Raw genomic sequence first — 21,013 nt, forward strand, 5'->3', positions numbered from 1 at the left:
TTAAAGGATATGGTATTTATGCATACAGCAGAAGCCCACAACTTCTTGCAAAAGAGATAGCTTTACCAGAAAATAGCTGCAAATTGCTTCATTTAACTAGTGGTTATAGCGATTATAGTATTTAAAAATTTTGCTAACAATACTAAAAAATTGTTAGCAAAATTCTTCACAAAGATATTTTTAAAGCCCCTATTTTAAGCTTATTTAAGGCAATTTTATATAATATATCATACAAATTTCGTTAGTCTTTTAAAGGAAAATTTAATGTTGTCTTGGATGCAGAAACATAAAAAATACCTAGTTGTTACCATTTGGGTAAGTACAATAGCCTTTGTTGGAGCAGGCTTTGTAGGCTGGGGAGCATATGATTTAAACAGCAATCGAGCCACTTCAGTAGCAAAAGTAGGACACAGAAATATAAGTATTCAAGAACTGCAACAAAAATACGATAGTTTGTATCAATACTACAATAATCTTTTTGATGGTAAATTAACGCAAGAAAAGGCTAACGAGTTAGGATTACAAAATGCTGCACTTCAAGCTACAATTCAAGAGAATTTACTATTAAATTTTGCAGACGATATAGGTCTTAGTGTTAGCAAAGATGATATTTTAAAATATATAATCGTTGATCCAACATTTCAAAAAGATGGTACCTTTGATAAAAATTTATACCACGATATTTTGAGAAGGGCCAGAATAAATCCAACCGATTTTGAAGAAAATTTAAAACTAACAATACTACTTGATAAACTTAGAACTATTTTAAATTTACCAGCCAGCAAAGAAGACATTGCAATGATGGAAGCAAGCTTTTTTATGCAAGACAAATTAGCAATACAGATAATAAATGCCAATCAAAGCGATATAAAAATAGATGAAAAAGAGCTAAAGGATCTCTGGGAAACAAATAAAAACAACTATATGACAAAGACTATATACGGTCTTGAAACATACTTTATAGAGTCAAACAAAAATGATGTAAATCAAACTACTTTGAGTGACTACTACAACGAAAACAAGGAGAGATATAAAGGCTCTGATGATAAAATCAAATCATTTGACGAAGTAAAGACTGAAGTTATTAAAGACTACAATATCGAGAAAAGCAAGACTGATGCTTTAAAAAAATATACCTCTATAAAAAAAGCTGAGCTTGCAACAAATGAATTTATTAGTATAAATGAAGATAATGCAACATTCTCGCTTGATGAAATAAAAGGTGCAAAAGTTGGTGAGGTTATAAAACCATTTACATATAAAGATGGATATTTAATAGTTAGAGTAAAAAGCATAACTCCTCCACAGCCTATGAGTTTTGAACAAGCAAGAGTAATGGTACTTGAAATTTACAAAGATAAAAAGAAAAAAGAAAACTTAACAACCATAGCGAAAGAGTCTTTACAAAATTTCAAAGGAACTGATATAGGCTTTATTAGTAGAGATATAAATAGCTATATCTCAGGACTAAATGAAAGCGAAACTAGAGCTTTTGTTTCTCAACTTTTTGAAACTAACAACAAAAAAGATTATGTTATATTAGAAGATAAGGCCGTTATATACGATATTTTGGAACAAAGGTTGCTTGTAGATAATATAGATAATAACTATAAGCAAATAACACAGCAAAACGTTACAATGCTTAAAAATAATGAGTTAATAAAAGATTTAACAAACAAACTTAAAAAATACTATGAAATTAAAGAATATATCAAAAGGTAATTTATCTTGAGTACAAAAATTTTAGGTATAGATATCGGCTCTTTCCAGATTTGTGCAGTAATAGCACAACATGATGAAAATGGTATTAAGATAATTGGAATTGGAACTGAAAAAACGCAGGGAATAAGAAAAGGTGTTATAACTAATATAGAGCAAGCTGCAAAGTCAATAAAAAATGCATTAATAGAAGCACAAAGAGTTGCAGGAACACGCTATGAAAAAGTTATAGTTTCTATTTCTGGTGCGTATACAAAAAGCGTTGACAGTAGTGGTGTAGTGAATATACCAAATCATGAAATAGGTATAAAAGAGATCGAGCGTGCTATGCAAATGGCCGATCATACTGCTGATATACCTCATGAGTATGAAAAACTACATGTTCTTCCTTATAATTTTAAAGTAGATGGACAAGAACATATTGAAGATCCAATAGGTATGAACGGTAGTAGGCTAGAAGTTCAAACACATATTGTTACAGTACAAAAGTCATCTATTAGCAACCTAAGAAAAGCCGTAAATTTAGCAGGTGTTCAACTAGATAATATAGTACTTTCAGGATATGCTTCTGCGATAGCAACATTAACAAAAGATGAGAAAGAACTTGGTGCCGCACTTGTTGATATGGGTGGTGCGACTTGTAATCTTGTGGTACATTCTGGAAATTCTATAAGATACAATGAATTTTTACCTGTTGGCTCAGCAAACATTACAAATGATCTTTCTATGGCTCTGCATACACCTCTTCCAAAGGCAGAAGAGATAAAATTAGGTTATGGCGCTTTAATAAATAAGTCAGTTGATCTAATAGAGCTCCCGATCCTTGGAGATGAAACAAAAAGCCACGAAGTTTCACTAGACATAATATCAAATGTTATATATGCCAGAGCAGAAGAAACCCTTATGGTACTTGCTAAGATGCTAGAAGATAGCGGCTATAAAGATAGCATTGGTGCTGGAATAATACTTACTGGCGGTATGACTAAGTTAGAAGGCATTAGAGATCTTGCATCCGCAATATTTGACAAAATGCCAGTTCGTATAGCAAAACCAAAAGAAATGGATGGATTATTTGAAATTTTAAGAGATCCAGCAAATTCTTGTGCTATAGGGCTTTGTTTGTATGGTGCTGGCAACTTTAGCCCATACGAGATTGATTCTGAGAAAAAAATGAGATACCAAGGGGAAATAGCCTCAAAACCGAAAGCAAATTTTAGAAATGTTTTTGCAGAAGAGGAAAATGTACAAAATTTTGGACAAGAGACGCAGGATCCAAATGAAAAAGAGGATAGTTTTTCTGATAAAGATTTTGAATTAGAGGTAGCAAATAAATCAAAAAGCAAAGAAGAACTTGCCAATATTGCAGATATTAGCAAACAAGAAAAAAAGCCAAATGCTTTTGCAAAATTTTGGTATAGTATTACACAATTATTTTAAGGAGAATTTCAAAAATGAGTAGCTTCACAGTAGAAGAAAATAAAAGCATCTATGGTGCAAAGATAAAGGTCGTAGGTGTAGGTGGAGGTGGTGGCAATATGGTCAACCACATAATAAGAGTTAATCCGAATTTAAATATAGATCTTATTGTTGCTAATACAGATGCTAAGGCTCTTGAAAATTCTCTTGCACATACAAAAATTCAACTAGGCGAGAAAACAACAAAAGGTCTAGGTGCAGGTATGAGACCTGAAATAGGAAAAGCTGCTGCTGAAGAGAGCTACGATGAAGTAAAAAGTGCACTTGAGACATCAGATATAGTTTTCATTGGTACAGGACTTGGTGGTGGAACTGGTACAGGCGCAGCTCCAGTAGTTGCTCAAGCTGCAAAAGACATTGGTGCGCTAACAGTTGCAGTTGTTACTATGCCTTTTATGTTTGAAGGAAAAAAACGTAGAAAACTGGCTGATTGTGGCCTTGAAGAGCTCAGGAAAGAAAGCGATTCTATTGTTATCATTCCAAACGATAAACTCCTAACATTAATTGATAAAAATGCTGGTATAAAAGAAAGCTTTGAAATGGTTGATGAAGTGCTTGCAAGAGCCGTCAATGGTATGAGCACAATCGTGCTTGATTCAGGAAAAAGCGACATAAATCTAGACTTTGCTGATGTTAGAACGATTATGAGCCATAGAGGACTAGCTTTAATGGGTGTTGGCGAAGCAAGTGGCGAAGATGCAGCACAAGAAGCTATAAAAAATGCTATACAATCACCACTTCTTGATAATATGACAATAAATGGTGCATTTGGTATTTTAGTTCATTTTAGAATAAGCCCTAGTTGCCCACTAGCTGATATCAATAATGCGATGAGTATTATTCATGAGGCAGCAGATGAAGATGCTGAAATTATATTTGGTACAACAACTGATGATAAAATAGAAGACAATAAAGTTGAAGTTACAATAATAGCAACAGGTTTTCAAAGCTCACAAAAAGAAACTGAAAAAAAAGATGAAGTACAAACTTCTACTGCAAGCGATATCATAAAAAAAGAGCGTATATTAAGACTTAAAAAAGTTAGTGGTGGATATGACGAAGACTATATGTCACAACTTGATGTACCATCATTTATGCGCCATCAAATGGACTAATAAAAAAACAAACTCCTTAAAATTTCTAGAGAGCTTTTGCTCTCTAGCTTATTAGAAATTTACAAACCTTTAAATCCAAAAACTTAAAATTTAAACTCCAAGTTGGGCTTTTACAAAATCGCTTGCCATTTGTATATTCCACTCAGGCTCCCAGACAAGATCGATCTCACACTCTTTGACACCTTCTATATCAAGCACAGCAGTTTCTACCCAGCCAAGTATCATTTCGTGCAGTGGGCAAGATTTAGTTGAAAGCGTCATAGTAACTTTTGCTTTGCCATTTTCATCGCAGCTCGCATCGTATATAAGTCCAAGCGAAACGATATCAAAGCCAACTTCTGGATCAACGATATTTGACAGTGCGTTATAAATTTTTTCTTTCATTTTTTATCCTTTAAAACCAGTAAATCTAAAAATATTTATTATATTTATTGATAGTAAAACTACACTAAGAGCTATAAATATCATACCAGCTTGCACTAAAATTTCTAGTTCAAAGCAAGTTGAGAAAAGATAGCAAAGAAGCGAGATAGCATTAAAAGCTATACCAAAATAAGCTATCTTTTTTAGTATCATGGCATCAAGAAGTGGCACTTTTACCTTTCCAACAAAAGGTGCTACGTAGTGATACCATATGAGAAATGGTGCGATCTTGTAAAGATGAGCTACGATAAAAGCAAACAAAAAGCCATATATTAAAAAATATGCAGCTAAATTTAATTTATCCAAAGCTATAAAAACAGCAGCACCAAGTAAAGCCAGCAGTGAAAGTACGATATTTACATTCCAGTAATCATACGCCTTTCTAACGCGTTTTTTTAAAATATAAAGTGCTTGAGCTATAAAAAGTAAAGCTGCCACACATATTGACAAAACAGACAAATTTTCATTAAAAGCTAGTAAGATACCACCCAAAATATAGCATGCTAGTGAGGCCTTGCTAAGTGTAAATTTTAGATCGTGAGCCAATGCAAACATAGGCAAGAGTACGCTAGCAGCTCCAAGTATCACAAGAAATACAAATCCCAGCACAAAATAGACGTGAAATTTTAGCGTCATCTCAAAATCAAGCATCAGCGTGCCACTAAGCATCATAAGCAAGCAAAAACCAAGCGTTATTCCAATTACCAAAAAGATAGCTGAAACAAAAAGCGTAAAGGCCGCAAAGCTCTTTTTTTCATTATCCATAAAGCTTAATGCGTAAGTCGTAGCAAAAAAGGCAAGTGAGCAAAAAAGCAAAACTCCACTAATTTGTAAAATTTTAGCCTCAGCAAATAGCATCCCGTAACACATACCCAGCAACGATAGACAAAAAATAGCCAAATTTAAAATAGCACCTTTTGCTGTAAAAAATGGCTTTTCTAAGATGACTGAAGTTAGCTGATAGAGTGCTCCGATGATAATGCTCATAACAAAGCCAACAAAAAATATATGCAAAAAACCAGCTGTATTTAGTGAGCTGATAGCATCAAAATCTGCATAAAAGAATGCCGGCACACTTAATGCTAAAAAGAAAATCCCAGCAATAAAATATCCACCGACTAGCTTAAATGGTGGTGCATAAGTATTTAAAAGCATCTTAGTGGCAAAGACTCGTATCTACGTCTTCTATGTTTGCACCGTCTTTTAGGCTAAAAATCATCTTTACAGCCCCACCATCTATATCTTCACGCTCTATGTCAAAGCTCTTATCTATCTTTGGTATAAGACCAGCTGGAAATTTATGATTTAGCATCATAATTTTTGTGTCTTTATCAGCAAATTTAATAGCGATTAATGCATTGACCATTGGCTCTGGCGGCACGCAAGGACGTGAATCAAAGCCAACAAAATTTACACCATTTTCATTAAATTTATAAAATGGCACAGTTGCACCATCGACATTAAACTGCTCTGCGTTTTTGAAAAAATCGCTCATTTTTTCTCCTTTTAATTTTGGAGAATTATACTCTGATTAAACTTTTTAAACTATTGATTTGCTTCAACAAAAGCTATTTTACATAAGGTATAAATTCCTCGTATCCAAGCCTAGCCATATCTTCAAGCGGTACAAATTTAAGGCTCGCGCCATTTATGCAATATCTTAGCCCACCCTTATCGCTTGGGCCATCGTCAAAAACATGCCCAAGGTGCGCATCGCTATTTTGCGACTTAACTTCGACCCTTTTCATCATAAACGAGTTGTCCTCCTTATATGAAAGAGCTGTTGTCGTGATAGGCTTTGTAAAGCTTGGCCAGCCACATCCTGCATCAAATTTATCTGCACTTGAGAAAAGTGGCTTTCCACTCGTTATATCTACATAAATGCCTTTTTGATCAAATTTATCATACTCGCTGCTAAACGGCCTCTCTGTTGCAGCTTCTTGCGTCACGGCATACTGCTCGCTGCTTAAATTTTTCTTTAGCTCATCTTTACTAAGCGGCTTAAATTTCGCTTCATCGTAAAGCGGTTTATCAGCTAAACCTAGGTCAATGTGACAATATCCAAAAGGATTTTTATCAAGATAGTCTTGATGATACTCCTCACCTAAGACGAAATTTTTAAGTGGCGCCACCTCAACCACGATCTTATCTTTAAATTTCTTTTGCTCTATTTTTATAAAGCTCTCTATCGTTGGTAGATCACTTTCACTAACATAGTAAATTCCGCTTCTATACTGCCTACCGACGTCATTGCCTTGTTTATTTAGAGAGGTCGGATCGATTACTCTAAAAAAATGAGCCAAAATTTCAGCCAAAGCGACTCTATTTTCGTCGTATTTTACATAAAGTGTCTCAGCATGATCACTCTCATGAAGCTCGCGGTAGCTAGTATTTTCGCTCTTGCCATTCGCGTAGCCTACCTTTGTATCCACTACGCCAAATATCTTTTTAAAATATCCCTGCATACCCCAAAAGCAACCACCTGCTAGATAAATTTCTTTTAAATTTTGCCCTGCCATCGTCTGCTCCTTTATAAGCTCATCTTTTGCCATCAAATTTAGACCAAAAAACACTGCTGCCATTAAGATAAATTTTAAGATCTTTTTCATTCTATCTCCTTTTATTTTTGAAAGATTATACGAAAATTAAAGTTATAAAGTGTGAAGAAAGGGGCAAGCGCCCCTAAATTTTAGTGTAAAAAGTGTCTAACGCCAGTGAAGTATAGTGACATGCCATGCTCATTGGCAGCCTCTATCACCTCATCATCTCTGATGCTGCCGCCTGGCTCGATGACGCATTTTACGCCCACTTTGTTGGCGATGTCGATGCTATCTCTAAATGGAAAGAACGCCTCACTAGCAAGCACGCAGCCACTTAGATCGATCTTTAGCTCTTTTGCCTTTGCCACGGCCGCACGAGCAGCATCAACACGGCTTGTCATACCCATGCCAATAGCTACCATTGCGCCATCTTTTACATAAACTACGCAGTTGCTCTTCGTTAGCGCAGCCACTTTCCAAGCGATCTGAGCGTCTTTTAGCTCGCTACCAGTTGCAAATTTCTTACTCATTTGCTTCATATTTTCAAGCTCTTCGTCCTTTACATAGTCTCTTTCTTGAAATACAAATCCACCATCAACGTGTTTAAAGTCAAATTTATCATTTGAGCGAACTAAAAATTTATTATCTTGAGTGAAAATTTTGATACGTTTTTTGCTCTCAAATACTTTAAGCGCAGCATCATCAACATTTGCAGCGATTATTACCTCAACATAAATTTCATTTATCTTTTTTGCTAGCTTCTCATCAAGTGTGCCATTTATCGCAACCACACCGCCGTATGCTGAGATCGGATCGCACTTAAGCGCAGCCTCGTAGCTCTCAAGCAATGTATCTTTTACCGCAAAACCGCAAGGGTTAGCGTGCTTGATGATAGCCACAGCTGGTGCGTCATCAAAGCTAGTTGCAAGCATCAATGCACCATTTATATCGGTCATATTATTGAAACTTGCCTCGCCTTTTAGAGCTCTAAAGTTGTTTGTAAAGAAATAATCAAACTCATAAAGCGCCCCTTTTTGGTGTGGATTTTCTCCGTATCTCGTGTCAAAAACCTTGCTTCCCACGATAAATCTAGCATCACCAAAACCGCCATTAAATCTATCATTCATATAGTTTGCGATCATGCTATCATAAGCCGCTGTATGCTCGAACGCCTTTATCATCAGCGATCTTCTAAACTCAAAATCATCGCTTTTCTCTTTTAGACGATTTAAAATTTCATCATAATCAAGCACGCTAGTAACGATAAGCACGTCTTTAAAATTTTTAGCCGCACTTCTTACCATAGCTGGGCCGCCGATGTCGATATTTTCGATGATCTCAGCAAAGTCATCAGTCCTGATGGTAGTCTCTTTAAATGGATATAAATTTACGCAAACTAGGTCTATGCCCTCGATGCCATGCTCTTTTGCCTGAGCCACATGTGTAGCGTCGTCGCGCTTATGTAAAATACCGCCATGTATCTTTGGATGAAGCGTCTTTACCCTGCCCTCAAACATCTCAGGTGAAGCTGTAAATTCACTAACTTCAGTAGCTTTGACACCCTCGCTCTTTAAAAGTTTATAGGTGCCACCAGTTGAAAGTATCTGCCAACCAAGCTCTTCTAGCCCCTTTGCAAACTCTACAATGCCCTCTTTATCGCTAACGCTAAGCAATGCTCTCATTTTTTCTCCTTTATTAAATTTTTTATCTTTTTGTTAAACATATACCTTTTACTAGCAGAAGCTGCCCCATTTTTATATCCTTTGCGATATTCTTTATCGATAAGGCTTCTAGCGCAACCATAACATTTGCAGCTGCATCTATATAATAGTCTTTTCTCTCTACAAAGTTTTCACGCTTTTGACCAACAATATCAACGCTAAAGGCATAGCTTGAAATTTGATTGCCATCAAAATATCTCGCATCTAATACGCTTAAATTTATAGGCTCCTCTTTCTCAAGCGCCTCGCATATCGGCTTTTTCGAGCTAAATTTCATCACCTTTATACCGCGATCATACGAAAAGATATACTCACTAATTTCATTTAATTTTTTTGCTTGAACTGACATAATGTCGCTCTTGTTGCCATCTTTATCGACAAATATTATGCTCACATTGCTATCTTTAACATCGTAGTTGCTGATGACTAACCTTTGATCTCGATAAAGCTCACTTTGCGTAAGCTTAAATTTTATCTCTTTTCCATCGACATTTACCACTTTAAAATCATTACAAAATCCAGCCACCGCTAGCAGCAAAATAATAAATTTCTTCATCTAAACTCCAAATTTCTCTTTTAATCGCCCATAAGCCTCGTTTATCTCCTGAAGCTTTTTAGTTGAGCGCTCGATCACCTCTTTACTCTCGCCCCTACCCATTAAGATATCAGGATGATACTGTCTAACAAGCTCCTTATAACGAAGCTTTACCTCATCAAAATTTGCACTCTTGCTAAGTCCTAAAACCTCAAATGGATCATTTTTTTCTATACCGGTATTAGAATTTGTTTTAAATCTTGAACTATAAAAATTATCAAATTTTAAGATAATCTCATCAAGTGTATCTTTGTCAATGCCAAATCCATAAGCGATATTTCTAATGACAGCTTGCTCACTTGCATTAAACTCACTATCAATATAAGCTAAATTTAGAAAAAATGTGAGTCTGGCTACACATATATCATAGTTTAAATTAAACGTGCGCTTATAGTTTCTAGCGGTTTCATAGGCGTTATCTACATTTTCTTTTTGACTATTATAGACCTCTTTTAGATACTCGCGCACGCCGCTAACACCGCTAACTTTCTGGCTTAGATCATCAAGCACTTGAGTGATCAGCCTAGCCTCTAGCTCGCTAACTCTGCCGTCACTCTTAGCCACTTTTGCCAAAAGTGAGACTAAAAATTTAGCCTCATTTACGTTTGCTTGTTTTCTGCGGTTATTGCTTAACTGTACTTTTAGCAGCAAAAATATAGCACCGCCTAGTATCAATAAAAATAAGATACCAGACATGTTACCACAAGTGATAGATGGTATTTTTTATTTTGCCATTTACTAGCTCGTTTTTACGCCAAGAGCTCTCGTCGTTCATTACATTCCAGCGGCGCTCTTCAGGGCGGTAGAACCAGTCTTTGTCGATCTGATAGTAAATTTGCTTGCCATTTGTTTCAATGATATTTGCGATATTGTTATCGTGGTAGCTATTTTCATCGTAGTCAGTAAAAGCCCGCTGACCCATCTCAGAGTAAAGCAGCGTTAGCTCTTGGAGCATCTCATTTAGATAATCATCCATCTTTTTTACATGAAGGCCGATCTCGTGCGCCTCTCTAAAGAGGATTGGATATTCATGAGCTGGGTAGTCACCATTTAGCCTTTCAGAAATTTCTGCGATCTTTTTGTCATCCTCGATGTGATACCTAAGAAGCTCGGTGCAAATCTTAAGCGATAGTGAGCTAGCACGGTCAACCGCACCAAAGACTAGCGGATGAATATACTCATAAAGTGAGTTATAAGGGTTTGTGTCGTTTGGCCTATCTTTATCTTGTTCTTTCCAAAGCTTGACCACACGACTAAGTTCATCCATAGAAACACTTACAAGCTCATTACCTTTGTTTGTCGGACTAAGCTCGTGTTTGAGCGAGGTATCAACAGGCGTTAGATAGGCAAGTGGCCCCATGACGATCTCATTTGCACCAAGTGCCATCATGGTAGCAGCTGAGGCGCAGTTTGCAGGTATTAAGGCTATTAAATTTTTGCAGTAATTTCTAAGTGTAGTGATGATCCTAAGAGCAGCAATACCACTTCCTCCGTCACTTTTTATAAAAAGATAAGCAGTATCTATCTTTTTGCCCTTTAAAATTTCATACATAGCACTTGCATCGTTGCCGCAAACGCTACCAGCGTTTGAATTATAGTAAGTTATCAAGGTAGCGTTTAGTCTTTTTTCGATTGATTTTATTAAATTTTGTGTCTTACTAAAAAGTACTGGCGGCTTTGCTACTCCTCGTTTTTCAACTTGTTCTGCTTCCTTTTGCTCATTTTCAGCCTCAGTGACCTTGCCCTTTTTCAAAGCCATTTTTTAATCCTCTTTTCTAACTATTTTTGAAAACTCATTTAGATAAATTTCTCTTATCTCGTCCATGTTCTCATCTATATCATTTAGTTTAAATCTTCTGCCACCACTAACGCCGATCTTTTCAAATTTCACACCAAATTTAGCAGCAAGCGCTTCAAATTTAGCCTCGTCTTTCACTCCTACGACTGCTCTTGAAAAACTTTCATCAAAGATGAAATTTGGCTCTTTAAATTTCACTTCGCAATTTACGCCGATGTTTGAGATGCTAGCCATTTTTGCTAGTGTAATAGCAAGACCGCCTACGCCTACGCTATTTGCAAACTCTAAAATTTGCTCTTTATTTGCCTCTATCACTAGGTCCCAAAGGGCTCGCTCAGCTTTGTAATCAACCTCTTTTAGCTTTCCGCCGACCACATCAAATAGCGCCTTTGCGTAAAGTGAGGCAGCAAATTCTCCGCTTGTTTCGCCAAGTAGATAAATCGCCCTGCCCTCGCTTAAAAATGTGCTTTTTAGATTTAAATTTACATCTTCATTTACCCCAACCGTGACGATGGCTGGCGTTGGATAGACGCTAACGCCGTCAGTGTCGTTATAAAGGCTCACATTACCGCTAACAACTGGCGTATTTAGCTCACGGCAAGCCTCTTTTATACCTTCACATCCCTCTTTAAACTGCCACATAACCTCTGGATTTTGCGGGTTGCCGTAGTTTAGGCAGTCAGTGATCGCAAGTGGCACAGCGCCACTCATCGCTACTTTTCTGCCAGCTGCAGCAACTGCTCTTGCAGCGCCAATTTTTGGATCAACAAAATTTGCTCTAGGATCGCACTGCGCAGCCATAGAGACAGCCTTTTTAGTGCCTTTTACTCTGATGCTTGCAGCGCCTAAGTGCCCTGGCTGTTTTATCGTGTTTGTCTGGATATTTGCGTCGTATTGGTCGTAGATAAAGCTTTTATTTAGCACTTCTGACTCTTTTAAAAGCTTGAAAAATGCGATTTTATTATCAACGTTATTTGGAATTTTTAAATTTGCTATCTCATCAAGATATTTTGGACGTGCAACTGGGCGATCAAGCACCGGAGCCGCCTCGCTAAGTGGGCCGATAGGGATTTCGCCTGCAAGCTCACCATGCCAGTAAAGCTGCATCACACCGCTACTTGTGACCTCGCCGATGATCTCAGCGTCAAGGTCCCACTTTCTAAAAATTTCAAGTACCTTTTGCTCATAGCCTTTTTTGGCGCATATTAGCATACGCTCTTGAGACTCGCTTAGCATTAGCTCATAAGGCGTCATGCCAACTTCGCGCATCGGCACGCGGTCTAGATACATCTTCATGCCGCTGCCACTTCTGCCAGCCATCTCAAAGCTAGAGCTTGTAAGTCCTGCTGCACCCATATCTTGGATGCCGATGATGTAGTCTTTTTTAAAGAGCTCTAAGCACGCCTCCATGAGCAGTTTCTCGGCAAATGGGTCGCCTACTTGCACCGTTGGGCGAAGTGATTTATTTTCGTCATTAAAGCTATCGCTAGCCATCACAGCGCCACCAAGTCCGTCTCTACCGGTCTTTGAGCCCACGTAAATGACTGGGTTGCCCACACCTTCAGCCTTGCCGTAAAAAATTTCATCACTTTTGCAAAGTCCAAGCGCGAAGGCATTTATTAGGATGTTGCCATTAAAGCTAGGATCAAATGTAGTCTCGCCGCCGATCGTTGGGATACCCATGCAGTTGCCATAGTGCCCTATGCCTGCGACACTTCCTTTTAGCAAATATCTATGCTTTTTAGCTAGCTCGCTCTCGCCTCTTATCTCACCAAAACGAAGTGAGTTCATGTTTGCAACAACTCTTGCGCCCATCGTAAAGACATCTCTTAAAATTCCACCAACTCCAGTGGCAGCACCTTGAAACGGCTCGATAAAGCTTGGATGATTGTGACTCTCCATCTTAAACACAGCGGCAACCCCGTCACCAACGTCGATGACGCCGGCATTTTCACCAGGCCCTTGTATGACCCAAGGAGCTTTTGTCGGAAAGCCATTTAGGTATTTTTTACTTGATTTATAGCTGCAGTGCTCGCTCCACATCGCTGAAAATATGCCAAGCTCGAGCAAATTTGGCTCTCTGCCTAGGATCTTTAGGATCTCTTCGTACTCTTGGTCGCTGATTTTGTGCGCTTTTACGGTAGCTTTGTCCATTTTTAGCCTTTAAAAAATTTTGGTTGATTTTACTTAAATTTGCATAAAAAGATGATAAACCAAAGGAGCGAAAACAGAACAAATTTGACGAATAAAATAAGAGTCTAAACTTCATATAGCAAGCTAAAATGTTATATTTGTAGTTATTGATTCGGCTATAAATTCAACCGAAAAATTAGCATTTTTGCGGTACGGGTCTTGGTGAACGGCTCAAATTTTAGACAAATGCCAAATTTGAACTAGCTGTGGAAATTAAAAATTTAAGCATACTAGAACCCTAAATTTGACGCAAGAAAGTCCGATACTCCGTCAAATTCAGCAGGCGATTACCCGCCACAAACGACTATTTGCTCGGCATACTATAGTAGCAAAGTATGTTTAGCAGGATACGCCCTTGCTTTTTGAGGTCTTGATCGATGACGTCTTGTCTAAATTTCGCAGAAGTCGCCTGCTCTTTAGCCTCGGCCAGCTTGCTGCTAGGCAGGTTAAATTTAAAGTCTAAATTTTTTATCTCAAAGCCCTTGTTTCCGACTATCTTCGCGTCGATCACGGTAGCGAAAAACTCGTCAGACGCGCCCACGTAGTAGTTCGTCACGCTTCTAGCACTTATAGGTTCGCCGCCAAAAAACGCCTTGCAAACAGGAGATTTTTGCGCGCTATAAACCACGCTCTCAAGGATCCCGCCGCCAAATTCGTAAAACTTAAATTTCTTTGAGTTTTGTAGCTTTTTTATCTCGTCTTTATCGCTCAAATCTACATTTCTACCGCTATCTAGATCAATCACTATCAGAGTTTTTACGCCGTCGCCGCTTGCATAAACCCAGCCTAGATTTTGGCTCGCCAAGTCGCTCTCGCCCGGCGATTTCACCTCGGCCCTACCCATGTAGTCGCCAAATTTCTCCTCGGTTTTACCGCCGTTCATCTCATAGACCGTAGTCTCGGTTATAAACCCGATCTGCCGTATGCTAGTGTCGTTTTCCATATACGTACGCCACGCTCTCTCGCCGCCCATCTCGCCTGTGATGGCCGCGCAACCACCAAATACTAATGCCGCAACAGCAGCTGCCGCAGTCTTAAAAATCATCCTGTTTTTCATTTTTGCTCTCTTTTTTCGTGCCAAAAGCGCAAATTTGATTAAGCCTCAGCTCATACCCGCGCAACTCGTTTTGGATTTTTTCCTCAAATTTAGGCGTTTTTTCGGCTACTTCTTGCGAGCCGTCTGGATTTGTAAAATTTTTTATCTGAGATTTTAAAAGTAGCGCGCCGCTTTTGGAGGAAATTTTTGCCTGCGTTATAACGGCCGTAAAATACCGTTTTTCTAAATTGTGCACTCCATAGTAGCTAGATGCTGATTTCACGCTCACGTTACCGCCTTTTTGAAACGCCTCGCAAACCGAAATCGGCGCCTCAAAAACCGCTACCGTCGTCAAATTTGAGCTAAATTCGTAAAATTTGATCCGCCGAGCACCACGAAGCTGGGTCGCACTCGTTTCGTCTTTTAGATCAAACTCCGCCTCGGTATCGGCATCCTTTAGCATAAACGCACTATCGCCGCTTTTATAGACGGCTCCGAGCCTAAAAGGCAGCCTGGCACCGTCTGTTTTAGTGAGTGCAAAGCCTATAGGCTCGCCGTCCTCAGGCTGAGTGCGAAAATCACGCGAGAAAAACGCCGTCAAAAAGGCAACCTCTCTAACGGCGCCGTCAGTACCCAGATATCTCGTCCAGTTATCCTCAGGAACGTCGATATTTGAGACGTCGCGCTCTGCTTTGTTTGCGCTGCTAGTGATGCCGGCGCAACCGTAAAAAGCCAGAGCCGCAATAGCCGCTAGAAATAAGTTTTTCATCTCGCACTCGCGTTTAAATTTGATAAAAGTGATCAGTTTTTAGGCGCAGCACAAACGATGTTTGATAGGATTCGCTCCTGTTTTTTAGCGTCGGCGTCTATGACTTTACTCCTAAATTCCGCAGATCGAGCCCGCGTCTGCATACTAGCTAGCTTACCGTCGCTAACGAAAAATTTAAAGTTTAGATTTTTGATCTCGGCGCTTTTGCCTTTTTTCACTCCGATATCCATCAGGGTCGCGAAAAATTCGCTATTGTCGGGGTTTTCTTTATCGTAATAATTAGTCACGGCATGAGCTTTTACCGTCTTGCCCGCCGCAAAACTCTCGCACACCGCGCCCGAGTCCGCGCTAAAAACTACGCTCTCTAATATGCCGCCGCCAAACTGATAAAATTTGACCTTTTTAGCATTTCTTAGAGTCGCAAGCTCGTTTTTATCGCGCATATTTATGTACTGGTAGCCAAATTTTTCCTTATCGTTAAGCTCTAAAACTATAAACGAAACCCCGTTTTGCGCGTACATATCGCCAAGCTTCAGGTTTTGACCGTCTTTTTTTATGAGTGCCATGCCGATGATATCGCCATTTTTTTGCGCGTAGGTTGCGCTCAAATTTTCTGAGAAAAATGCGACATCGCCGACGGTGCCGTCATTTTCTAGATATTTGATCCAGTCTGGCTCGGGCGATACTACGTTGCTTGCTAGATGATCCTGCGAAGGAATGCAACCGCCAAGCAACGCAGCTAGAGCGGCTATAGATAAGATTTTTTTCACTATTTTTTCCTTTTTTACGGAGTAAATTTAGTTATTTGCCGAGGCAAAAGTTGCTAAACATTTCGTCTAAAATTTCACTTCTCTCAAATGGTTTCGTAATACTTGCAAGTGCTTTTATCGCACTATTTAGCTCATAAGCAAAAATTTCTAGCTCCTCTTCGCTGAGTCTCAAAAAGGCTCTTTTTAAAGCCTCACTCGCCTCTTTACAGCTTAAAATTTGGCGGTTTGAGCTTAGCATGATCTCGTCGGTATCCTGCGTCTTGAGATAGTTTTCAAGCTCTTTTAAAACTACGCTCGTATCGGTTTTTGCTGAAATTTTGATAGCGCCATCTAGCTTGGTGTCAAATTTAAAAGGCAAATCACTTTTATTCAATATAAAAAAAGCCTTTTTATTTGAATCTAAAACGAGCCTAATTATCTCTTCGTCTTGCTCGTCGCTTAGATTTGAGCCATCAAAGATAGCTAGGATGATGTCGGCCTCGTTTATGGCAGAGATTGAGTAGTTTATGCCGATTTGCTCGATCTTTCCTGCATCTTTTCTGATGCCTGCGGTGTCTATTATGCGAACTAGATGCGAGCCGATCTTAAAATTTTCTTCTATCCTATCCCTGGTCGTGCCTGCCTCATCGCTAACGATCGCTCTTTCGTATGCCAAAAATGAGTTTAAAATGGAGCTTTTGCCAACATTTGGCTTACCAACGATGGCGATCTTAAAGCCATCGATCAGCCCTCTTCTTTGCTCACTAAGTGTGGCTATGCGCTCTAGTTTCTCACTATTTTTTAAAAGCATCTGCTTGGTCTGCTCTAGTAAATTTGCAGGCAAATCATCATCAGCATAGTCAATCATCGTCTCCACAAAGGCAAGAGTTTTGACCACTTCGCCCCTTATCTCTCCTACAAATTTACTAAGATCGCCCTGCATCTGGCGGGTCAAAATTTTAGCAGCAATATCGCTTTTTGAAGTGATGAGCCCTTGTATCGCCTCGGCCTTAGCTAGATCCATCTTGCCATTTAAAAATGCCCGCTTGCTAAACTCGCCCGGCATAGCAAGCCTAGCGCCAGCTCTTATTAGCTCATTTAAAATTCTCTCGCTCACCATTACGCCACCATGAGTTTGAAACTCGACGATATCCTCGCCAGTAAAGCTTGCTGGTGCTTTAAAATATATAACGATGCCCTCGTCCAAAATTTCATCATCAAGGGAGTAGATTTTGGCTAGTTTTGCGTATCTTGGCTCTAAATTTGAAAGTTTAAGGAGTTTTAAAGAGGTGGCCAGAGCGTCCTTACCGCTAAGCCTTACGATAGAAACTGAGCCGATGCCATAAGCTGTAGCAAGGGCTGCGATAGTTTCACTCATTTTTTGAAAAAGTCATTTACAACGACAAATTTGCCGTCATTGCCGCTTTTTATGCCGACATATTTATCTGGAAATTTCTCGCGAAGTTTCTCAAGTGCGATCTTGACCAAAACCCCATCAAGTGGCTTTGTTTGAGCTCTACCACTATTTTGCACACGCTCGATCACGCCATTTAGATACTGATCCATCATCGCTTCTTGATTTTGCAAAAATTGTGCGATCTCAAGGCGGATAGCAAAGTTGTATTTTGAGTTTAACCAGTTATAAAGCATATAAGATATCGCTTTATATCTATAACCTTCTTTACCTATAAGTAGAGCCGCGTCAGCCCCATCAAGCTCTATAAGTACCGTTTCATCGTCAAATTTGCTAACTTCAATTTTACTAATATCAAAACAACTTGCCTTAAAAAGACGGTTCATGCCATCTTTGATCTCAGGTAAAATTTTATCGAAGTTGATTATTGCTTTTTCTTTTTTTTCTTTTTGTAAAGCTTGAGCCGCACTATCTTCATCAGTTTGGTTAAAATTTTCAATAATAGAATTATCTAAAATATTTTTAGGAGCATTTTTGCTAGCTTGTGGCTCCTTTATTTCTTTTGGCTCGTCAAGTCTCTTTATCACATATCCTGTTTCAGCTTCTTCTTCACTCTTTTGAGCAAATGCATCTTTAGCTAGAGCTTCATTTTTTTCACTTAAATTTGACTTTTCATTTTTATGTTCTTTTTGCTCAGACTTAGCCTCATTTTTCTCATCTTTATGCTTTTTAGGATTTCGCTTTTTATCATTATGATCGTGCTTTTTGCTCTGCTTTTTCTCTTCTTTTACACTCTCACTCTCATCATTTTTTTTAGTAAAATTTCTATCATTTTTTGGTTTATGTTGTGGTTTTGGCTGATTTTCTAAATTTGCTTCAATGATCGCACTTCTTTTAAAAAATCCAAAAAAACCACTGCTTGGATGCTGTAAAACTTTTATATCAAGCTGAGTTACTGAGCAATTAAGCTGCTCAGCTGCCTTTTGAAATGCCTCTTGAAGGGTATTTGCTTCTATTTTCATTAAGCCTTTACCTCCGTAGCTTTTTTATGTTTTTCAAAAAGTTTATTTACAAACACTTGCTGAACAACCGAGCAAACGTTATTTACAAACCAGTAAAGTGTAAGACCTGCTGGGAATGTCACGAAGAAAAATGTAAATATAAGAGGTAAAAATTTCATCACCTTTTCTTGCATAGGATCAGTAAATGTCGTTGGTGTAAGCTTTTGCTGCAAAAACATCGTAAGACCCATCAAAATAGGTAATACAAAATATGGATCCATTACTGAAAGATCGTGTATCCAAAGTATCCAAGGAGCACCTTTTAGCTCGATCGCATTTAGTAAAACGCGGTAGATCGCAAAAAATACTGGGATTTGAAGCAAGATCGGTAAGCAACCACCCATCGGATTTGCACCATGCTTTTTATAAAGCTCCATCATATGAACTTGCATTTTTTGCTTATCATCTTTATATTTTGTTTGGATCTCTTTTACCTTTGGAGCAAGCTCTTTTAGCTTATTCATCGATAGCATGCCCTTATATGTAAGTGGGAATAAAACTATCCTTATGACAAGCGTTAGTACAACTATCGCCCAACCCCAGTTGCCGATGTAGTTATGTAAGAAATTTAAAAATGCAAACATCGGTTTTGCTATAAATGTAAACCAACCATACTCAATAACGTCGTTTAGTCTCTCGTCCATTGAGCTTAAAATTTTATGCTCTTTTGGTCCGATATATGCACCTAATTTTAAATTATCATTTGCCTTTACAAAAAGAATAGGATTATTGTTAGAATCTTTGTCTACGGCTACTTCAAATGGTTTTTCAAATGAGTAAAATAGCGTTGTATAGTATCTATCAGATGCGGCCGCTATTGTGGTATTTGCATAGTTTTTAACCTCTTTGGCGTCACCATCTTCTATAATATTTAGGCTATCATCCGTGTTTCTAAGCATCACGCCGTGAACTGTATAGCTATCTATCGCGATATTTGGTCTAAAGCCAGGAGTGATGAAATAATCAACACTTTTACTTAAATTTACTTCAACTTCATATCTGCCATTTGGGTAAAATTTGATATTTTTTGTGACTATAACTCCATCTAATTTTTGAGTAAGTTTTATGGTTTTAGGCTCGCTGCTAGCATCTATCTCGCTAGCGTCACTACTATATGCAACCTTAAAAGCATCAGCATTTAAAGTGCTATCGTTAAATCTAAGCTCAAGTGGCAATGGATTTTGCGAAACAAGCTCGATTTTGTTACCATCTTCAGTTTTATATTTCTCTTCAGTTAGATAGAATTTTGAAATTCTTCCTAGATTATCTATCTTTGCTTCGTAGCTTTGACCTTTAATAGTAGCGATTATCTCATTTGAAGCCAAATTTTCATTTGATTTTGGCGTATTTTGATTTATATTTGGAGCTTTATTTTGATCTATTGTTTGAGACATTGTAGTTTGGTTTTGCTCAGGCATCACTCTTTTTGGCATAAAAAAATCATACACTATAAAAAAAACAATAGATAAAAGTGCTGCAAGAAGCAACCTTTTTTGCATAGACATCTGTTCCATTTTATTTTTTTTCCTTTAATTTATCTAATACTTTTACGACATAAAATTTACTATTCTGACAAGGGACAAACCAAAAATTTACATTTTTGGTATCACTTTTTTGAGATATAAAACATAAGTTAAATTTTTTGTAGATGATTGGGTAGTTGATACCGCCTTTAAAAAGCTGATTACATTTTAAAATTCGCATGAAGGTTGCAAAAAAAGCAGAAAAAAAACTATTTGTTTGAAATTCCCAAATCGCGTATTGTGAGCAAGTCGGATAATAGCGACAGCTTTTTGGCAGAAGTATGGAAATATATTTTTGATAAAAAGCGATAGCTTTAATCGCAATTTTTTTCATTTTAAACATCCCATTTTTTTTGTAGACCAACTTAAATTTTTACAAATTTTTTCAAATGAAATTTCTGTAATTCCATTTTTTGCGATCATAATATATGTGCCATCTTTTAATTCACTAGAAATGTTAAAAAAAGAGGCTCTCAAAAGTCTTTTAGCTCTATTTCTAACTACCGCTTTTCCCACTTTTTTACTAGCAACTACTGCTATTTTTTTTTCATTTGTTGGTTTATAAAAAACAATGCAAGCATCACAGTGCCACTTGCTAGCCTCTTTATAAACTTGAGAGAATTCTTTTGAGCCGCTTAACGACTCAAAACCAGCTAAGCAGCCAATCTTTTTCTACCTTTGGCACGTCTAGCGTTTATTACCTTTCGGCCATTTTTAGTTTTCATTCTTAAGCGAAAGCCGTGAGTGCGTTTTTTAGGGGTTTTATGAGGTTGATAAGTCCTTTTCATTTCTATCCTTAAAGTTAATATAAAAAGTGGGATTTTATCAAAGCAATACTTAAATTCCTTTGAATAACTTAGCTTAAAAAGCCACAACTCCAT

21 protein-coding genes are annotated in these 21,013 nt (G+C 38.0%); 3 read left to right on the forward strand and 18 right to left on the reverse strand.

The window, feature by feature from the left end:
- The first annotated feature begins 264 nt into the window (after positions 1-264).
- The 3 genes from CYP54_RS04790 to ftsZ are packed head-to-tail and all read left to right on the forward strand — an operon-like array spanning position 265 to position 4,310.
- Positions 265-1,722, forward strand: a complete 1,458-nt coding sequence (locus CYP54_RS04790) for a peptidylprolyl isomerase (protein WP_103604399.1) — start codon at positions 265-267, stop codon at positions 1,720-1,722.
- Between the two features lie 6 nt (positions 1,723-1,728).
- The gene (ftsA, locus tag CYP54_RS04795) at positions 1,729-3,156 is read left to right on the forward strand and encodes a cell division protein FtsA (RefSeq protein WP_103604400.1); all 1,428 of its coding nucleotides are present in this window, start codon (positions 1,729-1,731) and stop codon (positions 3,154-3,156) included.
- Positions 3,157-3,170: 14 nt separating this feature from the next.
- Positions 3,171-4,310 carry a cell division protein FtsZ gene (ftsZ, locus tag CYP54_RS04800; RefSeq protein ID WP_103604401.1) on the forward strand — a complete coding sequence of 380 codons (1,140 nt, stop codon included), beginning with the start codon at positions 3,171-3,173 and terminating at the stop codon, positions 4,308-4,310.
- A 90-nt stretch (positions 4,311-4,400) separates the two neighbouring features.
- On the opposite strand, the gene CYP54_RS04805 is transcribed toward ftsZ, so the two are convergent.
- The 18 genes from CYP54_RS04805 to rpmH form a co-directional block, all read right to left on the reverse strand.
- The gene (locus tag CYP54_RS04805; protein WP_021091019.1) at positions 4,401-4,694 is read right to left on the reverse strand and encodes a metal-sulfur cluster assembly factor; all 294 of its coding nucleotides are present in this window, start codon (positions 4,692-4,694) and stop codon (positions 4,401-4,403) included.
- A gap of 3 nt (positions 4,695-4,697) precedes the next feature.
- On the reverse strand, positions 4,698-5,888 hold the full coding sequence (locus CYP54_RS04810; protein WP_103604402.1) for a peptidase M50: 1,191 nt from the start codon (positions 5,886-5,888) through the stop codon (positions 4,698-4,700).
- Between the two features lies 1 nt (position 5,889).
- Positions 5,890-6,228, reverse strand: coding sequence for a hypothetical protein (locus CYP54_RS04815; RefSeq protein WP_103604403.1), 339 nt, complete (start codon positions 6,226-6,228; stop codon positions 5,890-5,892).
- 73 nt (positions 6,229-6,301) lie between these two features.
- A complete protein-coding gene (gene msrB, locus CYP54_RS04820; protein ID WP_103604404.1) occupies positions 6,302-7,342 on the reverse strand; it encodes a peptide-methionine (R)-S-oxide reductase MsrB in 1,041 nt (346 codons plus the stop codon).
- 80 nt (positions 7,343-7,422) lie between these two features.
- Positions 7,423-8,955 carry a bifunctional phosphoribosylaminoimidazolecarboxamide formyltransferase/IMP cyclohydrolase gene (gene purH, locus CYP54_RS04825; protein ID WP_103604405.1) on the reverse strand — a complete coding sequence of 511 codons (1,533 nt, stop codon included), beginning with the start codon at positions 8,953-8,955 and terminating at the stop codon, positions 7,423-7,425.
- A gap of 22 nt (positions 8,956-8,977) precedes the next feature.
- Positions 8,978-9,550, reverse strand: a complete 573-nt coding sequence (locus CYP54_RS04830) for a hypothetical protein (RefSeq protein ID WP_103604406.1) — start codon at positions 9,548-9,550, stop codon at positions 8,978-8,980.
- Positions 9,551-10,285 (reverse strand): TerB family tellurite resistance protein, encoded by a 735-nt coding sequence (locus tag CYP54_RS04835; protein ID WP_103604407.1) that lies wholly within the window; start codon positions 10,283-10,285, stop codon positions 9,551-9,553. It abuts the gene before it with no gap.
- A gap of 1 nt (position 10,286) precedes the next feature.
- Positions 10,287-11,348, reverse strand: coding sequence for an SDH family Clp fold serine proteinase (locus CYP54_RS04840; RefSeq protein WP_103604408.1), 1,062 nt, complete (start codon positions 11,346-11,348; stop codon positions 10,287-10,289).
- 3 nt (positions 11,349-11,351) lie between these two features.
- Entirely contained in the window at positions 11,352-13,541 is a 2,190-nt protein-coding gene (gene purL / locus CYP54_RS04845) for a phosphoribosylformylglycinamidine synthase subunit PurL (RefSeq protein WP_103604409.1), read from the reverse strand.
- Between the two features lie 343 nt (positions 13,542-13,884).
- Positions 13,885-14,637 carry a DUF8095 domain-containing protein gene (locus tag CYP54_RS04850; RefSeq protein WP_103604410.1) on the reverse strand — a complete coding sequence of 251 codons (753 nt, stop codon included), beginning with the start codon at positions 14,635-14,637 and terminating at the stop codon, positions 13,885-13,887.
- Positions 14,615-15,385, reverse strand: coding sequence for a DUF8095 domain-containing protein (locus tag CYP54_RS04855; protein ID WP_103604411.1), 771 nt, complete (start codon positions 15,383-15,385; stop codon positions 14,615-14,617). The genes CYP54_RS04850 and CYP54_RS04855 overlap by 23 nt, the downstream gene beginning before the upstream one ends.
- Positions 15,386-15,417: 32 nt before the next feature.
- On the reverse strand, positions 15,418-16,155 hold the full coding sequence (locus tag CYP54_RS04860) for a DUF8095 domain-containing protein (RefSeq protein WP_103604412.1): 738 nt from the start codon (positions 16,153-16,155) through the stop codon (positions 15,418-15,420).
- 31 nt (positions 16,156-16,186) lie between these two features.
- Entirely contained in the window at positions 16,187-17,512 is a 1,326-nt protein-coding gene (mnmE, locus tag CYP54_RS04865; RefSeq protein ID WP_103604413.1) for a tRNA uridine-5-carboxymethylaminomethyl(34) synthesis GTPase MnmE, read from the reverse strand.
- Positions 17,509-18,570, reverse strand: a complete 1,062-nt coding sequence (locus tag CYP54_RS04870) for a Jag N-terminal domain-containing protein (RefSeq protein ID WP_103604414.1) — start codon at positions 18,568-18,570, stop codon at positions 17,509-17,511. The genes mnmE and CYP54_RS04870 overlap by 4 nt, the downstream gene beginning before the upstream one ends.
- Complete coding sequence (gene yidC, locus CYP54_RS04875; RefSeq protein ID WP_103604415.1) at positions 18,570-20,123, reverse strand: membrane protein insertase YidC; 1,554 nt, start codon at positions 20,121-20,123, stop codon at positions 18,570-18,572. The genes CYP54_RS04870 and yidC overlap by 1 nt, the downstream gene beginning before the upstream one ends.
- Position 20,124: 1 nt before the next feature.
- Positions 20,125-20,466 carry a membrane protein insertion efficiency factor YidD gene (gene yidD, locus CYP54_RS04880; RefSeq protein ID WP_103604416.1) on the reverse strand — a complete coding sequence of 114 codons (342 nt, stop codon included), beginning with the start codon at positions 20,464-20,466 and terminating at the stop codon, positions 20,125-20,127.
- Complete coding sequence (gene rnpA / locus CYP54_RS04885) at positions 20,463-20,798, reverse strand: ribonuclease P protein component (protein WP_103604417.1); 336 nt, start codon at positions 20,796-20,798, stop codon at positions 20,463-20,465. The genes yidD and rnpA overlap by 4 nt, the downstream gene beginning before the upstream one ends.
- On the reverse strand, positions 20,786-20,920 hold the full coding sequence (rpmH, locus tag CYP54_RS04890) for a 50S ribosomal protein L34 (RefSeq protein ID WP_002940373.1): 135 nt from the start codon (positions 20,918-20,920) through the stop codon (positions 20,786-20,788). The genes rnpA and rpmH overlap by 13 nt, the downstream gene beginning before the upstream one ends.
- Positions 20,921-21,013 lie beyond the last annotated feature (93 nt).

This window comes from Campylobacter concisus (genome assembly GCF_002914005.1).
Classification (GTDB): domain Bacteria; phylum Campylobacterota; class Campylobacteria; order Campylobacterales; family Campylobacteraceae; genus Campylobacter_A; species Campylobacter_A concisus_N.

Excerpts from the sequence above, each read along its gene's own strand:
- CYP54_RS04790 (WP_103604399.1), top strand. The coding sequence starts at position 265 with ATGTTGTCTTGGATGCAGAAACATAAAAAATACCTAGTTGTTACCATT.
- CYP54_RS04870 (WP_103604414.1), bottom strand. The coding sequence starts at position 18,570 with ATGAAAATAGAAGCAAATACCCTTCAAGAGGCATTTCAAAAGGCAGCT.
- CYP54_RS04835 (WP_103604407.1), bottom strand. The coding sequence starts at position 10,285 with ATGTCTGGTATCTTATTTTTATTGATACTAGGCGGTGCTATATTTTTG.
- CYP54_RS04855 (WP_103604411.1), bottom strand. The coding sequence starts at position 15,385 with ATGAAAAACTTATTTCTAGCGGCTATTGCGGCTCTGGCTTTTTACGGT.
- CYP54_RS04805 (WP_021091019.1), bottom strand. The coding sequence starts at position 4,694 with ATGAAAGAAAAAATTTATAACGCACTGTCAAATATCGTTGATCCAGAA.
- yidC (WP_103604415.1), bottom strand. The coding sequence starts at position 20,123 with ATGGAACAGATGTCTATGCAAAAAAGGTTGCTTCTTGCAGCACTTTTA.
- CYP54_RS04840 (WP_103604408.1), bottom strand. The coding sequence starts at position 11,348 with ATGGCTTTGAAAAAGGGCAAGGTCACTGAGGCTGAAAATGAGCAAAAG.
- CYP54_RS04850 (WP_103604410.1), bottom strand. The coding sequence starts at position 14,637 with ATGAAAAACAGGATGATTTTTAAGACTGCGGCAGCTGCTGTTGCGGCA.
- rpmH (WP_002940373.1), bottom strand. The coding sequence starts at position 20,920 with ATGAAAAGGACTTATCAACCTCATAAAACCCCTAAAAAACGCACTCAC.
- purL (WP_103604409.1), bottom strand. The coding sequence starts at position 13,541 with ATGGACAAAGCTACCGTAAAAGCGCACAAAATCAGCGACCAAGAGTAC.
- yidD (WP_103604416.1), bottom strand. The coding sequence starts at position 20,466 with ATGAAAAAAATTGCGATTAAAGCTATCGCTTTTTATCAAAAATATATT.
- purH (WP_103604405.1), bottom strand. The coding sequence starts at position 8,955 with ATGAGAGCATTGCTTAGCGTTAGCGATAAAGAGGGCATTGTAGAGTTT.
- CYP54_RS04810 (WP_103604402.1), bottom strand. The coding sequence starts at position 5,888 with ATGCTTTTAAATACTTATGCACCACCATTTAAGCTAGTCGGTGGATAT.
- mnmE (WP_103604413.1), bottom strand. The coding sequence starts at position 17,512 with ATGAGTGAAACTATCGCAGCCCTTGCTACAGCTTATGGCATCGGCTCA.
- msrB (WP_103604404.1), bottom strand. The coding sequence starts at position 7,342 with ATGAAAAAGATCTTAAAATTTATCTTAATGGCAGCAGTGTTTTTTGGT.
- CYP54_RS04830 (WP_103604406.1), bottom strand. The coding sequence starts at position 9,550 with ATGAAGAAATTTATTATTTTGCTGCTAGCGGTGGCTGGATTTTGTAAT.
- CYP54_RS04815 (WP_103604403.1), bottom strand. The coding sequence starts at position 6,228 with ATGAGCGATTTTTTCAAAAACGCAGAGCAGTTTAATGTCGATGGTGCA.
- ftsZ (WP_103604401.1), top strand. The coding sequence starts at position 3,171 with ATGAGTAGCTTCACAGTAGAAGAAAATAAAAGCATCTATGGTGCAAAG.